Origin of the sequence: Pseudomonas sp. NFR09, from assembly GCF_900111535.1 — a bacterium.
In the GTDB taxonomy this organism is placed as follows: domain Bacteria; phylum Pseudomonadota; class Gammaproteobacteria; order Pseudomonadales; family Pseudomonadaceae; genus Aquipseudomonas; species Aquipseudomonas extremorientalis.
This window is the reverse complement of the sequence record NZ_FOIH01000004.1, coordinates 52084-69688: the sequence shown is the minus strand read 5'-3', so window position 1 is coordinate 69688 and position 17605 is coordinate 52084. Positions and strand designations below refer to the sequence as shown.

At 60.7% G+C, this 17605-nt stretch carries 14 protein-coding genes and 2 tRNA genes; 12 read left to right on the top strand and 4 right to left on the bottom strand.

What is annotated here, in order from left to right; translation table 11 throughout:
- Positions 1–10 precede the first annotated feature (10 nt).
- The 5 genes from hflK (at position 11) to BMX59_RS10715 (ending at position 6951) form a co-directional block, all read left to right on the top strand.
- Positions 11–1186 (top strand): FtsH protease activity modulator HflK, encoded by a 1176-nt coding sequence (gene hflK, locus BMX59_RS10735; RefSeq protein ID WP_093121276.1) that lies wholly within the window; start codon positions 11–13, stop codon positions 1184–1186.
- Positions 1186–2052 (top strand): protease modulator HflC, encoded by an 867-nt coding sequence (hflC, locus tag BMX59_RS10730; protein WP_025857365.1) that lies wholly within the window; start codon positions 1186–1188, stop codon positions 2050–2052. The genes hflK and hflC overlap by 1 nt, the downstream gene beginning before the upstream one ends.
- A 293-nt stretch (positions 2053–2345) precedes the next feature.
- Positions 2346–3533, top strand: coding sequence for an ATP phosphoribosyltransferase regulatory subunit (locus tag BMX59_RS10725; protein ID WP_016972601.1), 1188 nt, complete (start codon positions 2346–2348; stop codon positions 3531–3533).
- A gap of 54 nt (positions 3534–3587) precedes the next feature.
- Positions 3588–4877, top strand: a complete 1290-nt coding sequence (locus BMX59_RS10720; RefSeq protein WP_071491676.1) for an adenylosuccinate synthase — start codon at positions 3588–3590, stop codon at positions 4875–4877.
- A 139-nt stretch (positions 4878–5016) separates the two neighbouring features.
- On the top strand, positions 5017–6951 hold the full coding sequence (locus BMX59_RS10715; protein ID WP_071491675.1) for a methyl-accepting chemotaxis protein: 1935 nt from the start codon (positions 5017–5019) through the stop codon (positions 6949–6951).
- Positions 6952–7059: 108 nt separating this feature from the next.
- Here BMX59_RS10715 and BMX59_RS10710 read toward each other — a convergent pair whose 3' ends face one another.
- The 4 genes from BMX59_RS10710 to BMX59_RS10695 all read right to left on the bottom strand — a co-directional run bounded on the left by BMX59_RS10710 (position 7060) and on the right by BMX59_RS10695 (position 10115).
- Positions 7060–8619: an ABC transporter permease gene (locus BMX59_RS10710; RefSeq protein WP_093121275.1), complete on the bottom strand. Its 1560-nt coding sequence runs from the start codon at positions 8617–8619 to the stop codon at positions 7060–7062.
- Entirely contained in the window at positions 8619–9644 is a 1026-nt protein-coding gene (locus tag BMX59_RS10705; RefSeq protein WP_071491673.1) for an extracellular solute-binding protein, read from the bottom strand. Before BMX59_RS10705 ends, BMX59_RS10710 begins: the two co-directional genes overlap by 1 nt.
- Before the next feature lie 145 nt (positions 9645–9789).
- Positions 9790–9876: transfer RNA gene (locus BMX59_RS10700), tRNA-Leu, on the bottom strand.
- Positions 9877–10028: 152 nt separating this feature from the next.
- Positions 10029–10115 (bottom strand) — tRNA-Leu (locus BMX59_RS10695).
- Between the two features lie 225 nt (positions 10116–10340).
- On the opposite strand from BMX59_RS10695, the gene rnr reads away from it, so the two are divergent.
- The 7 genes from rnr to dnaB all read left to right on the top strand — a co-directional run bounded on the left by rnr (position 10341) and on the right by dnaB (position 17601).
- A complete protein-coding gene (gene rnr / locus BMX59_RS10690) occupies positions 10341–12968 on the top strand; it encodes a ribonuclease R (RefSeq protein WP_071491670.1) in 2628 nt (875 codons plus the stop codon).
- Positions 12965–13726, top strand: a complete 762-nt coding sequence (gene rlmB, locus BMX59_RS10685) for a 23S rRNA (guanosine(2251)-2'-O)-methyltransferase RlmB (RefSeq protein WP_092246628.1) — start codon at positions 12965–12967, stop codon at positions 13724–13726. Before rnr ends, rlmB begins: the two co-directional genes overlap by 4 nt.
- 290 nt (positions 13727–14016) lie before the next feature.
- On the top strand, positions 14017–14439 hold the full coding sequence (rpsF, locus tag BMX59_RS10680) for a 30S ribosomal protein S6 (protein WP_003236224.1): 423 nt from the start codon (positions 14017–14019) through the stop codon (positions 14437–14439).
- Positions 14440–14467: 28 nt separating this feature from the next.
- Positions 14468–14698, top strand: coding sequence for a 30S ribosomal protein S18 (rpsR, locus tag BMX59_RS10675; protein ID WP_002551829.1), 231 nt, complete (start codon positions 14468–14470; stop codon positions 14696–14698).
- A gap of 36 nt (positions 14699–14734) precedes the next feature.
- On the top strand, positions 14735–15628 hold the full coding sequence (locus BMX59_RS10670) for a YybS family protein (RefSeq protein WP_071491668.1): 894 nt from the start codon (positions 14735–14737) through the stop codon (positions 15626–15628).
- A gap of 18 nt (positions 15629–15646) precedes the next feature.
- Entirely contained in the window at positions 15647–16093 is a 447-nt protein-coding gene (gene rplI, locus BMX59_RS10665) for a 50S ribosomal protein L9 (RefSeq protein ID WP_003171376.1), read from the top strand.
- A gap of 110 nt (positions 16094–16203) precedes the next feature.
- Entirely contained in the window at positions 16204–17601 is a 1398-nt protein-coding gene (gene dnaB, locus BMX59_RS10660) for a replicative DNA helicase (RefSeq protein WP_071491667.1), read from the top strand.
- Positions 17602–17605: the final 4 nt, after the last annotated feature.

Sequence of the window (17605 nt, the reverse complement as noted above, 5' to 3'; positions counted from 1 at the left end):
GGAGAGCGCTATGGCTTGGAATGAGCCGGGTGGCAACTCGAATAATCAGGATCCCTGGGGTGGTAAACGCCGCAATAATGGCGACCGCAAGGGGCCACCAGATCTCGACGAGGCCTTCCGAAAGCTGCAGGAAAGCCTGAATGGGTTGTTCGGTGGTGGGAAAAAACGTGGTGGTGACGACGGCGGTCGCACAAGCAAGGGCGGTGGCTATGGCCTGCTGGGCCTGGGTCTTGTCGTGCTGGCGGCCGTTTGGCTGTACAGCGCCGTTTACGTGGTGGACGAGCAGGAGCAGGCCGTGGTGCTGCGCTTCGGCAAGTACTACGAAACCGTCGGACCGGGCCTGAACATCTATTTCCCGCCGATCGACAAGAAGTACATGGAGAACGTCACGCGTGAGCGTGCCTACACCAAGCAGGGCCAGATGCTGACCGAAGACGAGAACATCGTCGAAGTGCCGCTGACCGTGCAGTACAAGATCAGCAACCTGCAGGACTTCGTGCTGAACGTTGACCAGCCGGAAATCAGCCTGCAACACGCCACCGAAAGTGCCCTGCGCCACGTCGTCGGTTCGACCGCGATGGACCAGGTGCTGACCGAAGGGCGTGAATTGATGGCCAGCGAGATCAAGGAGCGCCTGCAACGGTTCCTCGACACCTACCGCACCGGTATCACCGTCACCCAGGTGAACGTACAGAGCGCAGCCGCACCGCGTGAAGTACAGGAAGCCTTCGACGACGTGATCCGCGCCCGTGAAGACGAGCAGCGTTCGCGCAACCAGGCTGAAACCTACGCCAACGGCGTCGTGCCGGAAGCCCGTGGTCAGGCCCAGAGCATCCTCGAGGATGCCAACGGTTACCGCGACGAAGTGGTCTCCCGCGCCAAGGGTGAGGCGGATCGCTTTACCAAGCTGGTTGCCGAGTACCGCAAGGCGCCGGAAGTCACGCGTGAGCGTCTGTACCTGGACACCATGCAGGAAGTCTTCAGCAACACCAGCAAGGTTCTCGTGACCGGCAGCAAGGGTGGGCAGAACAACCTGCTGTACCTGCCGCTGGACAAGATGATCGAAGGTGGTCGTAGCAGCACCAGCGCACCGTCCACCGGTTCCAATGCCGCTGCCAACGAAGCGAGCGCCCGTGCGGCCGCCGACTTGCTGCAACAGCAAACACGTACCAGGGAGAGTCGTTGATGAGCAATAAATCGCTGACCGCCCTGATTGTGGGTGTCGTCGTGGTCATCGCTGCCTGGAACTGCTTCTACATCGTGGCTCAGACCGAGCGTGCGGTGCTGCTGCAATTCGGTCGCGTGGTCCAGGCGGATGTCCAGCCGGGCCTGCATGTGAAAGTCCCCTACGTCAACCAGGTGCGCAAGTTCGACGCCCGCCTGATGACCCTGGATGCACCGACACAGCGCTTCCTGACCCTGGAAAAGAAAGCCGTGATGGTTGACGCCTACGCCAAGTGGCGCGTCAAGGATGCCGAGCGCTTCTACACCGCGACCTCCGGCCTCAAGCAGATTGCCGACGAGCGCTTGTCGCGTCGTCTGGAATCGGGCCTGCGTGACCAGTTTGGTAAGCGCACCCTGCACGAGGTGGTATCCGGTGAGCGTGACGCGCTGATGGCTGACATCACTCGTTCGCTGAACACCATGGCGGAAAAAGAGCTGGGCATCGAAGTGGTCGATGTCCGGGTCAAGGCTATCGACCTGCCGAAGGAAGTGAACCGCAGCGTGTTCGAGCGCATGAGCACCGAGCGTGAACGTGAAGCCCGTGAGCACCGTGCCAAGGGTAACGAGTTGGCCGAGGGTATCCGTGCGGATGCCGACCGTCAGCGTCGTGTACTGCTGGCTGAAGCCTATCGCGAGTCTGAAGAGGCCCGTGGTGATGGCGACGCTCAAGCCGCGGCGATCTACGCCAAGGCCTACGGTCAGGACCAGGAGTTCTACGCGTTCTACCGTAGCCTGCGTGCCTACCGTGAAAGCTTCGCGAACAAAACCGACGTCATGGTGCTGGACCCAAGTAGCGATTTCTTCCGCTACCTGGAAAAAGCCAAGTAATCAGCTCGTCACTGTGTAGGAAGCACTCCGTCGGGCGGCTAAAACGCCAGGCGGGGTGATCCTTTCAGAAAACGGGTGTATGATGCGGCAGCCGGGAAATTCCCGGCTTTTTTGCGTCTGCATGTTTGATTCGGCAGGCGTGACAGGTTTTTCGAGGAAAGTGCCCGACGAGGCCGATTGCAGGCCGTTCGTCACGTCGCTCTTGCGCGTGGTTTATGCAGGGGGCGGGTGTTTTCTGCTTCACTCAAGGCTCGGCCGAGGGCTGGCCGCCCGGATCAAAGGGGAATGGCGTAATGGCAACGGTAGACCGCTGGCTGCTGCCAGATGGCATCGAAGAAGTACTGCCACCAGAAGCTGCGCGCATTGAAGTAGCGCGCCGCCAGGTGTTGGATCTGTTCCAGAGCTGGGGTTACGAGTTTGTCGTGACCCCCCATATCGAGTACCTGGAATCCCTGCTGACCGGCGCGGGCCAGGACCTGGATCTGCGCACCTTCAAGGTCATCGACCCGCAGTCGGGCCGTCAGATGGGCTTCCGTGCCGATATCACGCCGCAAGTGGCGCGCATCGATGCGCACACCCTGCGCCGAGAAGGCCCGAGCCGCCTGTGTTACGCCGGTAGCGTGCTGCATGCTCAGCCACGTGCGTTGTCGTCGTCCCGCAGCCCGATCCAGTTGGGCGCCGAGTTGTACGGCGATGCCAGCCCAAGCAGCGACGTTGAAGTAATCAGCTTGATGCTGGCCATGCTGCAATTGGCCGACGTACCGGATGTCCACATGGACCTGGGTCACGTAGGTATCTACCGTGGCCTGGCCCGTGCGGCCGGTTTGTCTGGTGAAGTTGAACAACAGCTGTTCGATGCCCTGCAACGCAAGGCTATCGATGAAGTCATCGCCTTGACCGCTGGCGTGCCTGCCGATCTGGCCGACATGCTGCGCGCACTGGTCAACCTGTGTGGCGGCCGTGAAGTGCTGGTGGCAGCCCGTGAGCGCCTGGCCAATGCGCCGGCGCCGGTACTGGCGGCACTGGATGACGTGCTGGCAATTGCCGAGCAGCTATCGGCGCGTTTCCCGGAGCTGCCGCTGTACTTTGATCTGGGTGAGTTGCGCGGTTACCACTACCACACCGGTGTGGTGTTCGCCGTATTTGTACCGGGCGTTGGCCAGGCCATCGCCCAAGGCGGTCGTTATGACGATATCGGCGCTGACTTCGGTCGTGCGCGTCCGGCCACTGGTTTTTCCACCGATTTGAAAACCCTGGTGACCCTGGGGCGTGCTGAGGTCGAGCTGCCGTCTGGTGGCATCTGGATGCCCGACAGTACGGACGCAGCACTCTGGCAGCAGGTTTGCCAGTTGCGCAGTGAGGGTCAGCGTGTTGTCCAGGCCTTGCCTGGTCAGCCATTGGCCGCCGCCCGTGAAGCGGACTGCGACCGGCAATTGATTCTGCAGAACGGGCTTTGGCAAGTATCGCCACTGGCTTCTTGAGTTTTCCTGCCGGCCATCGCCGGCACCAAGTTTGCGCGAATGAGGACAAGTGTTATGGGTAAGAATGTCGTAGTCCTGGGCACCCAATGGGGTGATGAGGGCAAAGGCAAGATCGTTGATCTGCTGACCGAACATGCTGCCGCCGTAGTGCGCTACCAAGGTGGCCACAACGCTGGCCACACCCTGGTCATCGATGGCGAAAAAACTGTCTTGCACCTGATCCCGTCGGGCGTATTGCGCGAAGGCGTGCAGTGCCTGATCGGCAACGGTGTAGTAGTTGCACCGGATGCCCTGCTGCGTGAGATCACCAAGCTGGAAGAAAAAGGCGTACCGGTGCGCGAGCGCCTGCGTATCAGCCCGTCCTGCCCGCTGATCCTGTCCTTCCACGTTGCGCTGGACCAGGCCCGTGAAAAAGCCCGTGGCGAGCTGAAGATCGGCACCACCGGTCGCGGCATCGGCCCGGCCTACGAAGACAAGGTCGCACGTCGTGGCCTGCGTGTGGGCGACCTGCTCAACATGCCACGCTTCGAAGACAAGTTGCGTGAACTGGTGGATTACCACAACTTCATGCTGGTCGGTTACTACAAAGAGCCGGCCATCGAGTTCGAAAAGACCCTGGCCGAGTGCAAGGAATACGCTGAGCTGCTCAAGCCGCTGATGCTCGACGTGACCGCCGAGCTGCACGACCTGCGTCGCGCCGGCAAGGACATCATGTTCGAAGGCGCCCAAGGCTCCCTGCTGGACATCGACCACGGCACCTACCCGTACGTGACCAGCTCCAATACCACCGCAGGTGGCGTGGCGACCGGTTCGGGCGTGGGCCCGATGTTCCTGGACTACATCCTGGGCATCACCAAGGCCTACACCACCCGTGTCGGTTCGGGTCCGTTCCCGACTGAGCTGTTCGACGAAGTCGGCGCTCACTTGGCCAAGCAAGGTCACGAGTTTGGTGCGACCACCGGCCGTGCCCGTCGTTGCGGCTGGTTTGACGCCGTTATCCTGCGTCGCGCTATCGACGTGAACAGCATTTCGGGCATCTGCCTGACCAAGCTGGATGTGCTCGACGGTCTGGAAACCATCAATATCTGCACTGGTTATAAAGATGCGGAAGGTAAAGATGTCGCCCCGACTGACGCTGACAGCTACGTAGGCCTGCAGCCTGTGTACGAAGAAGTGCCGGGCTGGACCGAATCGACCGTGGGCGCCAAGACCCTGGAAGAGCTGCCGGCGAATGCCCGTGCGTACATCAAGCGTGTTGAAGCGCTGATTGGCGCGCCGATCGACATTATTTCGACGGGGCCGGACCGCAACGAAACCATCGTTCTGCGTCATCCGTTCGCTTAATAAGCTGTTGATGTAAAAAGCAAAGGGTTCCTTCGGGAGCCCTTTGTCGTTTCTGTCGCCCGAGCGGCACGACCCTTGCTTTGGTTCTTTCTTTCGCGGTGCTATCAAATTAATGGCACCCGTGATGGAGGGATTCCCGATGTCTGCCGTTCTCTCATTGTTACAAAGCCGTCTGTTGCGGCCGGTGTTCGTTACCCTAGGTATCGCTCTTTTGGTGCAAGTACTGGTGGCGGTCGCCCTGACGCGAAGCACGGTCACTGCACTGGAGGCTGATCTGGGCAATCGCCTGGGTGTCGACAGCCAGAAGCTGTCCGGCGAATTGGCCCAGGCTGGCAAGGAAGTCACGTCCAGTCTCGATAGCTTGTCGACAAGCACTCGCCAACGTCTGACCGCTGGGCTCTCGGCTCGCCTGCAGGAAGAGCAGAAGCAACTGCGTGCAACCCTGGAAAAAGACCTGAAAGACTCCGCCAATGACATGGCACAGCTGCTCGCCTCAGTGGCGCCCCGCGCCATGTGGGACAGTGACGTGCCGACGTTGTCGGAGTTCGCCCGACGCGCCCAGCGCAATCCCAACGTGCTGTTTGTGGTGTATGACGACGCGGCAGGTGAGCACCTGACTCGCTACCTGAACCGTGAAAACCCGATCAACCAGGCGTTGTTGGAAAAGGGCAAGGGTGATCGTGCCCTGGATAAAGTGCTGGATGCGGCCAAGGATGATCCTTCTGTGTTCTACGTGGAAGCGTCCATCAGCCCGAATGGTGTAGAGATCGGCAAGGTGCGCATGGGGGTTTCGACAGCTGCGGTTGAAGCTGACTTGCAAGCGCTCGACAAGCGTTTCGCGGCGCTGATCGCCAGTGGTGATCAACTGGTCGGCGACAGCCTCAAGGGCGCAGCGGCCGACAGTGCTGCGGCCATGGGCGCCCGTCTGCAATCTGCGCAAGCCACAGCCACCCAAATGACGGCCAACACCACCAGCGCCGTCCAGGACGCTGCCGGCACCCTGCGCTGGCGCATTGGCATGGGGCTCGCGCTGGTCGGTCTTGGCGTATTGCTGTTGATCGCTGTTGTGCTGGGTCGTCGCGTGGTCAACCGCTTGAAGCTGTTGATCGCGGCCATGGATGATCTGGCGGCGGGCGAGGGCGACCTCACCAAGCGCGTACAAATCAGCAGCAAGGACGAAATCGGCGACATGGCCTCGGCGGTCAATCGCTTTGTGGATAAGTTGCAGCCCATCGTGCGTGAGGCGGGGGATGTAGCCCAGCGAACGGGTGTGGAAATCGGCGCCATGACCTTGCGCAACGCCGGTGCCGATGCGGCCGCGGGCTTGCAGCGTGATGAAGTGGCTGAAAGTCTGCGTGCGCTGTCGCAGATGGCAGATGAAGCTCAGGCTGAAAGCCACGCCATGCAGGCGGCGTTGCAACAGGTGGTGGATATTCGTCAGGCCACGGACGAGAACTCGCGCACCTCGGCTGAAGTCGGCAGTTTGATCGAGGCACTGGCGGGGCAGGTGCAGGCAGGTTCCACGGTTATCGAGCGCCTGGCCCAGCAAAGCGAGCAGATCGAGGTGGTGCTGACCGTGATTCACGGTATTGCCGAGCAAACCAACCTGCTGGCACTCAACGCGGCGATTGAGGCGGCACGTGCCGGTGAAACCGGGCGCGGCTTCGCGGTGGTGGCGGATGAGGTGCGCGCACTGGCGAGCAAGACCCAAAGCTCCACCGGCGATATCCAGGCGCATATCGTGGCGTTGCAGCAGGGCGCGCGGGAGGCGGTGGAAACCATCGGCAAGGCTGGGCGCCAGGCCAACGAAGGCTTGTTGGTGCTGCGTGACAGCGTGCGTTTGCAGCAGACGGTGCAGGCCTCGGTGGAGCAGGTACATGCCGCGATTGGTTTGGCAACACGTGCAGCCGAGCATCAGGCCCAGGGCGCCCATGCGGTGCGTGGTCGGGTGGAGGTAATCCATGCCCAGGCCGAGCGTGCCGCGCAGGCGGTGGTGGAGACCACCGCCAGTGGCAAGGTGCTGGATGGGTTGGCGGCGCAGTTGAAGGCGAGCCTGGGGCAGTTCAGGGCGTAGTGTTGCCTGTACCTGCCTCATCGGGGGCAAGCCCCCTCCCACATTTGTCAGCATTCCATAGCTGGAACTCGGTCAACTGTGAGAGGGGGCTTGCCCCCGATGGCGGTCTCAACGGCTCAGATACATCCGCGTCGTGAGCAGATAAACCGGCAACCCCGACACCACTATCAACAACGCCGCATAAGGCGCCGCCGCCGCAAATTCCACATTCGAAGTGTGCGCCCACACCGCCGTCGCCAAAGTATTCAAGCCGGTCGGGCTGAGCAGCAGCGTCGCCGTCAATTCCTTCATCGCATCCAGGAACACCAGCGCAAATGCTGCGCCAAGGGCCGGGAAGATAATCGGCAGCGTCACCCGACAAAATGCACTGAACGACGAAGCGCCCAGCGTGCGTGCAGCTTCTTCAAGCTGTGGCGCCGCCTTGTTCAGTGCCGTGCGAATCGGTGCCTGGGCCAGTGGCAGAAACAGTAGCGCATAGGCAATCAGCAACAGTGCCGAGGTCTGGTACAGCGCCGGCACGTAATGCAGGGCGAAATACACCAGGCTCAGTGCGATCACCAGGCCGGGCAAGGCGTGCAGCAGGTAGGGCAGGCGCTCGGCCCAGATCGCCAGCTGACCTTTGTAGCGCACTACCAGAAGTCCCACCGGCACCGCCAGTACCAAGCAAAGCGCGGCGCCGCCGAGAGACAGTGCCAGGGAGGACAGCAACGCCTCACTGATCTCGGCCAGCGGAAATGCAGCCGACGAACCCACCGCCAGCCAATAACCGAGCATTCCCAGGGGAATGCCGCTACCGATGATCGCCAACGCCAGGCAATACACCTGGCCCAATGGCGCCCACTTACCCAATCGCACCAGCTCCGCATGTCGCGCTGCGCCCTGGCCAATGCGCACGTGCCGGCCCTTGCCACGCACGCGCAGCTCCAGCCACAGCAGCGTCAGGCACATCACCAGCAGCACGGCGGACAGCATCGCAGCATTCGCATTGCTGAATTCCAGCTCGAACTGCTGGTAGATCGCGGTGGTGAAGGTCTGCAACCCAATGATCGACAGCGCACCGAACTCCACCAGCATATGCAGCGCGATCAACAATGCCCCCGCCAGCAGCGAGGGCCACAGCAGCGGCAAGGTGACGCGAAAAAAGATGCTCCAGCGATTCAGTCCCAGGGTGCGGGCCGACTCTTCCAGTGCGGGATCAAGATTGCGCAGCGTCGCCGCCACCGGCAAGAACACCAGCGGATATTTGGACAGGCTCATCACCAGGATGGCGCCACCGAGCCCTTCGAAACTGGCGCTCAGCGACACCCAGGTAAAGCTGCTGACAAACGCCGGTACCGCAAACGGCAGGCACAGGATCACGCCCCAGATACGTCGCCCCGGCAGGTTGCTGCGCTCCAGCAGCCAGGCGAGGGACAGGCCGATCACTGCGCAGCCCGCCGTCACGCCCACCATCAGCGCCAGGGTGTTGCGCAGCAACCCAAACACATAAGGTCGCCACAGCAGATGCACCGCTTCCGCCCAGCCCGCTTGCCAGGCCTTGGTGCCGACGTACGCCAGCGGCAACAGGCTCAAGCCAACCAGAAACAGCACCGGCAGCAACAGCCAGATCGACGGACGTTTGCGCCTTGGGCTGAGCCCTGTGCGCAGGGCGGGTAGCGATGGGTTCATCAGTTCAAGCCAACGTCACGTTCCAGGTCCAGGGCTTCTTCGGCGTTGCCCAGGTCGGCCGGGGTGACTTTCGGCGGTTGCAGTTCGCTGAAAGGCTTGAGGCCGCGATTGGATTCCATACCCTTGCGCAGCGGGTATTCGGCCGAGGTGTTGGTGATCACGCGCTGGCCTTCTTCACTGGCCATGAACGCCAACAGTTGCTGGGCTTCCTTGGGGTGCTTGCTGGATTTCAGCGCGGCGGCGGAAGACACGGTGATCAAGCCGCCGGCGTCGCCATTGGTGAAGTAGTGCAGTTGGGAATCCAGATTGGTCTTTTCTTTCTTCAGGGCGAACCAGTAGTAGTTGTTCACCAGAACAGTGGCCACTTCGCCGTTTTCGACGGCTTTCAGCGCAACCATGTTGTTGCTGTACACCTTGCCGAAGGCGCGCAGGCCGGTCAGCCATTCTTCAGCCGCTTCGCGACCGTGCAGCTTGATGATCGCCACGGCTTGTTCCTGGAACGCGCCGCTGGTTGGCACGAAGCCGACTTTGCCTTGCCACTCGGGGCCGGCAAAGTCGAGTACCGATTCGGGAAGGTCTTTTTCAGCAATCAGCTTCGGGTTGAAAGCCACAACGCGGGTGCGCGCGGTCACGCCCATCCAGTCGCCATTGGCGCCAACATAATCCTTGGGCAATACGTCGAGGGTGCTGGCGTCGATCCTGGCCAGCAGGCCTTGCTCGCCGAGTTTGTTCAGCGGAGGCGATTCTTCGGTGTAGATCACATCGGCGGGCGAGCGGTCGCCTTCTTCGACGACTTGGCTGGCCAACTGGTTGCTGCTTCCTTTGCGCACGTTGACGTGGATGCCGGTCTTGGCTTCGAAGGCCTTGGCGAGTTCATCGCCGACTTCTTTGTGCTGGCCGTTGTACAGGGTCAGGGAGACCTTGTCGGCGGAATAGGCGGTGGGCGAGAGCAAGGTCAGGCCGAGCAGGGTGAGGGTCAGGCCACGCAGAAGGGATGTCTTGAGACGGGTATCGCGGATGGTCATCCGAAGTTTTCCTCGCTTGTGTGCAACAAATCATTGCAAGGATAAACGATAAAGTTTCTCAGGTGCGGACGCAGGCGGAAATCGGCTGGGAAGTTTTCAAACCCCGGAAACGAAAAAACCCGCTTTCGCGGGTTTGATCTGAATTTGGTGCCCAGGAGAAGACTCGAACTTCCACGACCTTGCGATCACCAGCACCTGAAGCTGGCGTGTCTACCAATTTCACCACCTGGGCATTATCAACAACGCTTGCGCTGTTGATGGAGCGAACTATACGGAGGGCTTTTTGATCTGTAAACCCCTGATTCAAAAAAATAAATCAAGTTTTCCGTTAAAAATCAGAGCCTTGAAACGAAAAAACCCGCTTTCGCGGGTTTGATCTGAATTTGGTGCCCAGGAGAAGACTCGAACTTCCACGACCGTAAGGTCACCAGCACCTGAAGCTGGCGTGTCTACCAATTTCACCACCTGGGCATTATCAAACAACGTTGCCGTCGTCGATGGCGCGCACTATACGGAGGGGATTTTAAGCTGTAAACCCCCGCCACGAAAAAAGCCTGGAAAATTTCGCCAGTGGTCGTGCAAGGTGCCTGTTGCGGGCTGCAAAGGGCTTTAAAAGGCTTGTTGACGTCTGAAATTTCCCGTTTCAATACGCGTATGCCAAACTAACCCGCATATAGACAAGGTGAAAACTCTCTAATGGCCGATTGGCAGTCCCTCGATCCCGAGGCCGCTCGTGAAGCGGAAAAATATGAAAACCCTATTCCTAGCCGCGAACTGATCCTGGCGCACCTCGCCGATCGGGGCTCGCCTGCTAGCCGCGAGCAGTTGGTTGAAGAATTCGGTCTGACCACCGAAGACCAGCTCGAAGCCCTGCGCCGCCGCCTGCGCGCCATGGAGCGCGACGCACAATTGATCTACACCCGCCGTGGCACTTACGCGCCAGTGGACAAGCTCGACCTGATCCTCGGCCGCATCGCCGGCCATCGTGACGGCTTCGGCTTCCTGATCCCGGACGACGGCAGCGATGACCTGTTCATGAGCCCGGCGCAAATGCGCCTGGTGTTCGATGGCGACCGTGCCCTGGCGCGTGTTTCCGGCCTGGACCGTCGCGGTCGCCGTGAAGGCGTGATCGTCGAAGTGGTGTCCCGTGGTCACGAGACCATCGTCGGTCGCTACTTCGAAGAAGGCGGCATTGGTTTTGTGGTGCCCGATAACCCCAAGGTGCAGCAGGAAGTGCTGATCACCCCGGGCCGCAATGCGAATGCCAAGGTTGGTCAGTTTGTCGAGGTGAAGATCACCCACTGGCCGACCCCTCGCTTCCAGCCGCAGGGTGATGTGATTGAAGTGGTCGGCAACTACATGGCGCCGGGCATGGAAATCGATGTCGCGCTGCGTACCTACGATATTCCTCACGTCTGGCCTGAAGCCGTCGTGAAGGAGGCGCGCAAGCTCAAGCCGGAAGTCGAAGAGAAGGACAAAGAGAAGCGCATCGACCTGCGCCATCTGCCGTTCGTCACCATCGACGGCGAAGACGCCCGCGACTTCGACGATGCGGTCTACTGCGAAGCCAAGCCGGGCAAGCTGCGTCTGTTCTCCGGCGGCTGGAAGTTGTACGTGGCGATTGCCGACGTCTCCAGCTACGTGAAGATCGGTTCGGCCCTGGACAACGAAGCCCAAGTGCGTGGCAACTCGGTGTACTTCCCCGAGCGCGTGATTCCGATGCTGCCGGAAGAGTTGTCCAACGGGCTGTGCTCGCTGAACCCGAAAGTCGACCGTTTGGCCATGGTGTGCGAGATGACTATCTCGAAAACCGGCGAAATGACCGATTACCAGTTCTATGAAGCGGTGATCCACTCCCAGGCGCGCCTGACCTACAACAAGGTCAGCACCATCCTGGAACAGCCGAAAACCAGCGAAGCCAAAGCATTGCGTGGTGAGTACGGCCATGTCGTGCCGCATCTCAAGCAGCTCTATGCGCTGTACAAGGTGTTGCTGGGCGCACGGCACACCCGAGGCGCGATCGATTTTGAAACCCAGGAAACCCGGATTGTCTTCGGTTCCGAGCGCAAGATCGCCGCGATCACCCCGACCACCCGTAACGATGCGCACAAGCTGATCGAGGAATGCATGCTGGCGGCCAACGTGGCCACCGCTGAGTTCCTGAAAAAGCACGAGATCCCTGCGTTGTACCGGGTGCACGACGGCCCGCCGCCGGAGCGTCTGGAAAAGCTGCGCGCGTTCCTCGGCGAACTCGGCCTGTCCCTGCACAAAGGCAAGGACGGCCCGACGCCGAAGGATTACCAGGCTCTGCTGGCCAGCATCAAGGACCGCCCGGATTACCACGTGATCCAGACCGTCATGCTGCGCTCCCTGAGCCAGGCGGTGTACAGCGCGGATAACCAGGGCCACTTCGGCCTGAACTACGAGGCGTACACCCACTTCACTTCGCCGATCCGCCGTTACCCGGACCTGCTCACGCACCGTGCGATCCGCAGCGTGATCCATTCCAAGATGAACACCCCGCACGTCAAGCGCGCCGGTGCCATGACCATTCCGAAGGCGCGGATCTATCCGTACGACGAAGCGGCCCTGGAACAGCTGGGCGAGCAGTGCTCCATGAGCGAACGCCGCGCCGACGAAGCCACCCGCGACGTGGTGAACTGGCTCAAGTGCGAGTTCATGAAGGATCGCGTAGGCGAATCGTTCCCGGGTGTGATCACCGCCGTGACCGGCTTCGGTCTGTTTGTGGAACTGACCGATATCTACGTCGAAGGCCTGGTGCACGTCACCGCCTTGCCGGGCGACTACTACCACTTCGACCCTGTGCATCACCGCCTGGCGGGCGAGCGCACCGGTCGCAGCTTCCGCCTTGGCGATACCGTTGAAGTGCAGGTCATGCGTGTCGATCTCGACGAGCGCAAGATCGACTTCGGCATGTCCGATAAGCCAGCCGAATCGCCGGGCAGTCGTAAAAAGCGTGGTAGCGAACCGACCAGCAAAGGTAAGGCCGCGCCTGCCAAAGCAGCGACCGTCGAGCCTGCGCCAGCCAAGGCCGGTCGTCGTTCATCGACCAAGGAAAAGGCCCCCGAAGCCTACCGCCCAAGCGATGCAGCGGCGAAAAACGCCGAACTGCGCAAGAGCCGTGAGTTGAAGCAGCAGTTGCTCAATGAAGCCAAAAGCGGTGGTAAAGCGGCGTCTGGGGGAAAGTCCCACGGGGCGGAAAAGCCGTCGAGCAAGCCCAGTAAACACCGTAAAGGCCCGCCAAAAGCGGGTTCGGCTCCCGCGAAGAGCGGCGGGTCGCGCAAACCTAAGGCCAAGTCATGAGTCTGGAAAAAATCTACGGCGTCCACGCCGTAGAAGCACTGCTGCGTCACCATCCCAAGCGCGTCAAGCAAGTCTGGCTGGCGGAAGGGCGCAGCGAGCCGCGCGTACAAGCGCTGGTTGAATTGGCCACGCAAAACAAGGTTGCCATCGGCCAGGCCGAGCGTCGTGAAATGGACGTGTGGGTAGAGGGTGTTCACCAGGGCGTGGTGGCGGATGTCAGCCCGAGCCAGGTCTGGGGCGAGGCGATGCTCGACGAGCTGCTCGACCGCACCGAAGGTGCACCGTTGCTGCTGGTGTTGGACGGCGTGACCGACCCGCACAACCTCGGCGCCTGCCTGCGCTCGGCGGACGCTGCCGGTGCGCTGGCGGTAATCGTGCCTAAAGACAAATCGGCGACGCTGACGCCGGTGGTGCGTAAAGTCGCGTGTGGCGCAGCCGAAGTGATTCCGCTGGTGGCCGTGACCAACCTGGCGCGCACCCTGGAGAAGCTCCAGCAGCGCGGCCTGTGGGTGGTGGGTACGGCGGGAGAGGCCGAGGTCAGCATTTATGACCAGGACCTCACCGGCCCGACCATCCTGATCATGGGCGCCGAAGGCAAAGGTATGCGCCGCCTGACCCGCGAGCATTGTGATTACCTGGTGCACCTGCCGATGGCCGGTAGTGTCAGCAGCCTCAACGTGTCGGTCGCCACCGGCGTCTGCCTGTTCGAAGCCCAGCGCCAGCGTGGCGCAAAGGCCAAGGCCAAAACGAAGAAGTGATCAAAATGTGGGAGGGGGCTTACTCCCGATAGCGGTGTGTCGGTTGCAGATGATGTGGCTGATCCTCCGTAATCGGGGGCAAGCCCCCTCCCACAGTGTTTTTGGGGTGTCTGGAAGATTGTTCAAATAATCACCAATCACCTTGCACGCATCCTCCCCCTTCTCTACAATTGCGCCCCTTGCCTTCCTGGCGGGCACCGAGGTGCCTCCCTGCGGCAAGATCCATAAGTGTCATTCACTCCTTGTCTGACCGTTTTTGAGCGGCAGGCTACAACCCGTAAGGAGCATTCATGCGTCATTACGAAATCATCTTTTTGGTCCACCCGGATCAAAGCGAGCAAGTCGGCGGCATGGTTGAGCGTTACACCAAGCTGATCGAAGAAGACGGCGGCAAAATCCACCGTCTGGAAGATTGGGGCCGTCGTCAACTGGCCTACGCAATCAACAATGTTCACAAGGCTCACTACGTGATGCTGAACGTTGAGTGCACTGGCAAGGCCCTGGCCGAGCTGGAAGACAACTTCCGCTACAACGATGCTGTGATCCGTAACCTGGTCATCCGTCGCGAAGAAGCCGTTACCGGCCAATCCGAGATGCTCAAGGCTGAAGAAAACCGCAGTGAGCGCCGTGAGCGTCGCGACCGTCCTGAGCACGAAGGCGCTGATAGCGCTGATAGTGATGACAGCGACAACAGCGATAACGCTGACGAGTAATCCACGGACCTTTTAAGGAGCCTATCAAATGGCACGTTTCTTCCGTCGTCGTAAATTCTGCCGCTTCACCGCTGAAGACGTGAAAGAGATCGATTACAAAGATCTCAACACTCTGAAAGCCTACGTATCCGAGACCGGCAAAATCGTTCCAAGCCGTATCACCGGTACCAAAGCACGTTATCAGCGTCAGCTGGCCACCGCTATCAAGCGCGCCCGCTTCCTGGCCCTGCTGGCCTACACCGACAGCCACGGCCGCTGAGACCGGGCAGTCGACAAGTAGTAAGGGATTGAATGCATGCGCGCCTTAGCTGAGTTCATCATGCGCGGTCGCGTGCAGGCCACTCTCGTAGTGGCTGGATGTGCAGCATTGCCGTTGTTGTATTGGTTGGGTGCTGCCGCAGGTTGCCTTGTGCTGCTGCGGCGCGGTTTGCAGGATGCCCTTGGCGTCCTGGCCCTGGGAGTGCTGGCCGCCTTGATCTGGTGGCTGCAACTGGGCGAACCCAAGGTACTTCTGGTACTGCTGGGATCGTCGAGCCTTGCGTTGGTTTTGCGCGCAAGTGAGTCCTGGGCCCGCACGCTGCTGGTCAGCGTGGCAGTGGGGTTGGTGTTTTCGGTGTTGATCGACGCGGCTTTCCGCCCGCAGATCGAGGTGCTGTCGCAAGAGATCGTCAAGGTCCTGCCGATGGCCCTCGGGGAACTCTACCAGCAGCTTTCGGTAGATGAGCGAGCGCGTCTTGCGACACTGATTGCACCGGCCCTGATCGGCCTGATGGCGGTAATGATGCAGATTGTCAGCGTGCTGAGCCTGATGCTTGGGCGATATTGGCAGGCGTTGTTGTACAACCCGGGTGGTTTTGGTCGCGAATTTCGCAGTATCAGAATCCCCGTGGGCCCGGCGATGTTGCTGCTGGCACTCATGGTGGTCGGACCGTACTTCGGTTCACAAGCCACCTTGCTGGTGCTGTTTTGCAGCGTACCGCTGGTGTTCGCCGGACTGGCCCTGATTCACGGGCTGGTCGCGCAGAAGCGCCTGGCCAAGTTCTGGCTGGTGGGGATGTACGTAACAATGGTGCTGTTCATGCAGCTGATCTATCCGTTACTCGTGGTTCTGGCCATTGTCGACGGCCTGATTGATTTTCGCGGTCGTCTGGCGCCGAAAGACGCCGATAACGCGAACGGTGAAGGTTAAAAGTTAGAGGATTTTCACATGCAACTGATCCTTCTGGAAAAAGTCGCCAACCTGGGCAACCTGGGCGACAAAGTGAACGTTAAGGCCGGCTACGGTCGTAACTACCTGCTGCCATACGGCAAAGCCACCGCTGCAACCGCTGCCAACCTGGCTGCGTTTGAAGAGCGTCGTGCCGAGCTGGAAAAAGCCGCAGCAGACAAAAAAGCTTCGGCCGAAACTCGCGCTGCCCAACTGGCTGAGCTGGAAGTGACTATCACTGCCACCGCCGGTGACGAAGGCAAGCTGTTCGGTTCGATCGGCACCCACGACATCGCTGATGCACTGACCGCCTCCGGCGTTGAAGTGCAGAAGAGCGAAGTTCGTCTGCCGAACGGCACCATCCGCAACGTAGGCGAATTCGACGTAGCCGTGCACCTGCACGCCGAAGTTGAAGCCACCGTACGCGTTGTCGTGGTAGCAGCTTAAGCCGCACCTAACTGGCTGGCACCTCGCGTGCCAGGCGGTTAACATCGGGCACGATCCTGTTTACAGGTCGTGCCTTTTGTTTTTCTACACACCCCAAATTCCAAGTGGCCATGAACGATATTTCAGCTCCTGAGCAATACGATCTGCAAACCGCTGCCCTGAAGGTGCCGCCGCATTCCATCGAGGCCGAACAGGCTGTGCTCGGTGGTCTGATGCTGGACAACAACGCCTGGGAACGCGTGCTGGATCAAGTCTCGGACGGTGATTTCTATCGCCATGACCACCGCCTGATCTTCCGCGCCATCGCCAAGCTGGCCGACCAGAACTCGCCGATCGACGTGGTGACCCTGGCCGAACAACTGGACAAGGAAGGCCAGACCTCCCAGGTCGGCGGCCTGGGCTACCTGGGCGAACTGGCGAAAAACACGCCGTCCGTCGCCAACATCAAGGCCTATGCCCAGATCGTTCGCCAGCGCGCCACGTTGCGCCAACTGATCGGCATCAGCACCGAGATCGCCGACAGCGCCTTCAACCCCGAAGGGCGCACCGCCGAAGAGATCCTCGACGAAGCCGAGCGCCAGATCTTCCAGATCGCCGAGGCCCGCCCGAAAACCGGCGGCCCGGTGGGCGTCAACGAGCTGTTGACCAAGGCCATCGACCGCATCGACACCCTGTTCAACACCGACGCCGCCATCACTGGTATTTCCACCGGCTACACCGACCTCGACGAGAAAACCAGCGGCCTGCAGCCCTCCGACTTGATCATCGTCGCCGGCCGTCCTTCCATGGGTAAGACCACCTTCGCGATGAACCTGGTGGAAAACGCGGTGTTGCGCAGCGACAAGACCGTGCTGGTGTACTCCCTGGAGATGCCAGGCGAATCGCTGATCATGCGGATGCTCTCGTCGCTCGGGCGTATCGACCAGACCAAGGTGCGTTCCGGCCAACTGGAAGACGACGATTGGCCGCGCCTGACCTCGGCGGTCAACCTGCTTAACGACCGCAAGCTGTTCATCGATGACACCGCCGGTATCAGCCCCTCGGAAATGCGTGCGCGTACCCGCCGCCTGGCGCGCGAGCACGGCGATATCGCCCTGATCATGATCGACTACCTGCAGTTGATGCAGATCCCCGGTTCCAGCGGCGACAGCCGGACCAACGAGATTTCCGAAATCTCCCGGTCCCTCAAGGCCCTGGCCAAGGAATTCAACTGCCCGGTGGTGGCGCTGTCCCAGCTCAACCGTTCCCTGGAGCAACGCCCCAACAAGCGCCCGGTGAACTCCGACTTGCGCGAATCCGGCGCGATCGAGCAGGACGCCGACGTAATCATGTTCGTGTACCGCGACGAGGTGTACCACCCCGAGACCGAGCACAAGGGCATTGCCGAGATCATCATCGGCAAGCAGCGGAACGGCCCGATCGGGTTTATCCGCCTGGCGTTCATCGGCAAGTACACACGCTTCGAAAACCTCGCGCCGGGCAGTTATAACTTCGACGACGACGAATAACGCG

Coding starts and splice junctions, on each gene's coding strand:
- hflK (WP_093121276.1), top strand. CDS start 11: ATGGCTTGGAATGAGCCGGGTGGCAACTCGAATAATCAGGATCCCTGG.
- hflC (WP_025857365.1), top strand. CDS start 1,186: ATGAGCAATAAATCGCTGACCGCCCTGATTGTGGGTGTCGTCGTGGTC.
- BMX59_RS10725 (WP_016972601.1), top strand. CDS start 2,346: ATGGCAACGGTAGACCGCTGGCTGCTGCCAGATGGCATCGAAGAAGTA.
- BMX59_RS10720 (WP_071491676.1), top strand. CDS start 3,588: ATGGGTAAGAATGTCGTAGTCCTGGGCACCCAATGGGGTGATGAGGGC.
- BMX59_RS10715 (WP_071491675.1), top strand. CDS start 5,017: ATGTCTGCCGTTCTCTCATTGTTACAAAGCCGTCTGTTGCGGCCGGTG.
- BMX59_RS10710 (WP_093121275.1), bottom strand. CDS start 8,619: ATGAACCCATCGCTACCCGCCCTGCGCACAGGGCTCAGCCCAAGGCGC.
- BMX59_RS10705 (WP_071491673.1), bottom strand. CDS start 9,644: ATGACCATCCGCGATACCCGTCTCAAGACATCCCTTCTGCGTGGCCTG.
- rnr (WP_071491670.1), top strand. CDS start 10,341: ATGGCCGATTGGCAGTCCCTCGATCCCGAGGCCGCTCGTGAAGCGGAA.
- rlmB (WP_092246628.1), top strand. CDS start 12,965: ATGAGTCTGGAAAAAATCTACGGCGTCCACGCCGTAGAAGCACTGCTG.
- rpsF (WP_003236224.1), top strand. CDS start 14,017: ATGCGTCATTACGAAATCATCTTTTTGGTCCACCCGGATCAAAGCGAG.
- rpsR (WP_002551829.1), top strand. CDS start 14,468: ATGGCACGTTTCTTCCGTCGTCGTAAATTCTGCCGCTTCACCGCTGAA.
- BMX59_RS10670 (WP_071491668.1), top strand. CDS start 14,735: ATGCGCGCCTTAGCTGAGTTCATCATGCGCGGTCGCGTGCAGGCCACT.
- rplI (WP_003171376.1), top strand. CDS start 15,647: ATGCAACTGATCCTTCTGGAAAAAGTCGCCAACCTGGGCAACCTGGGC.
- dnaB (WP_071491667.1), top strand. CDS start 16,204: ATGAACGATATTTCAGCTCCTGAGCAATACGATCTGCAAACCGCTGCC.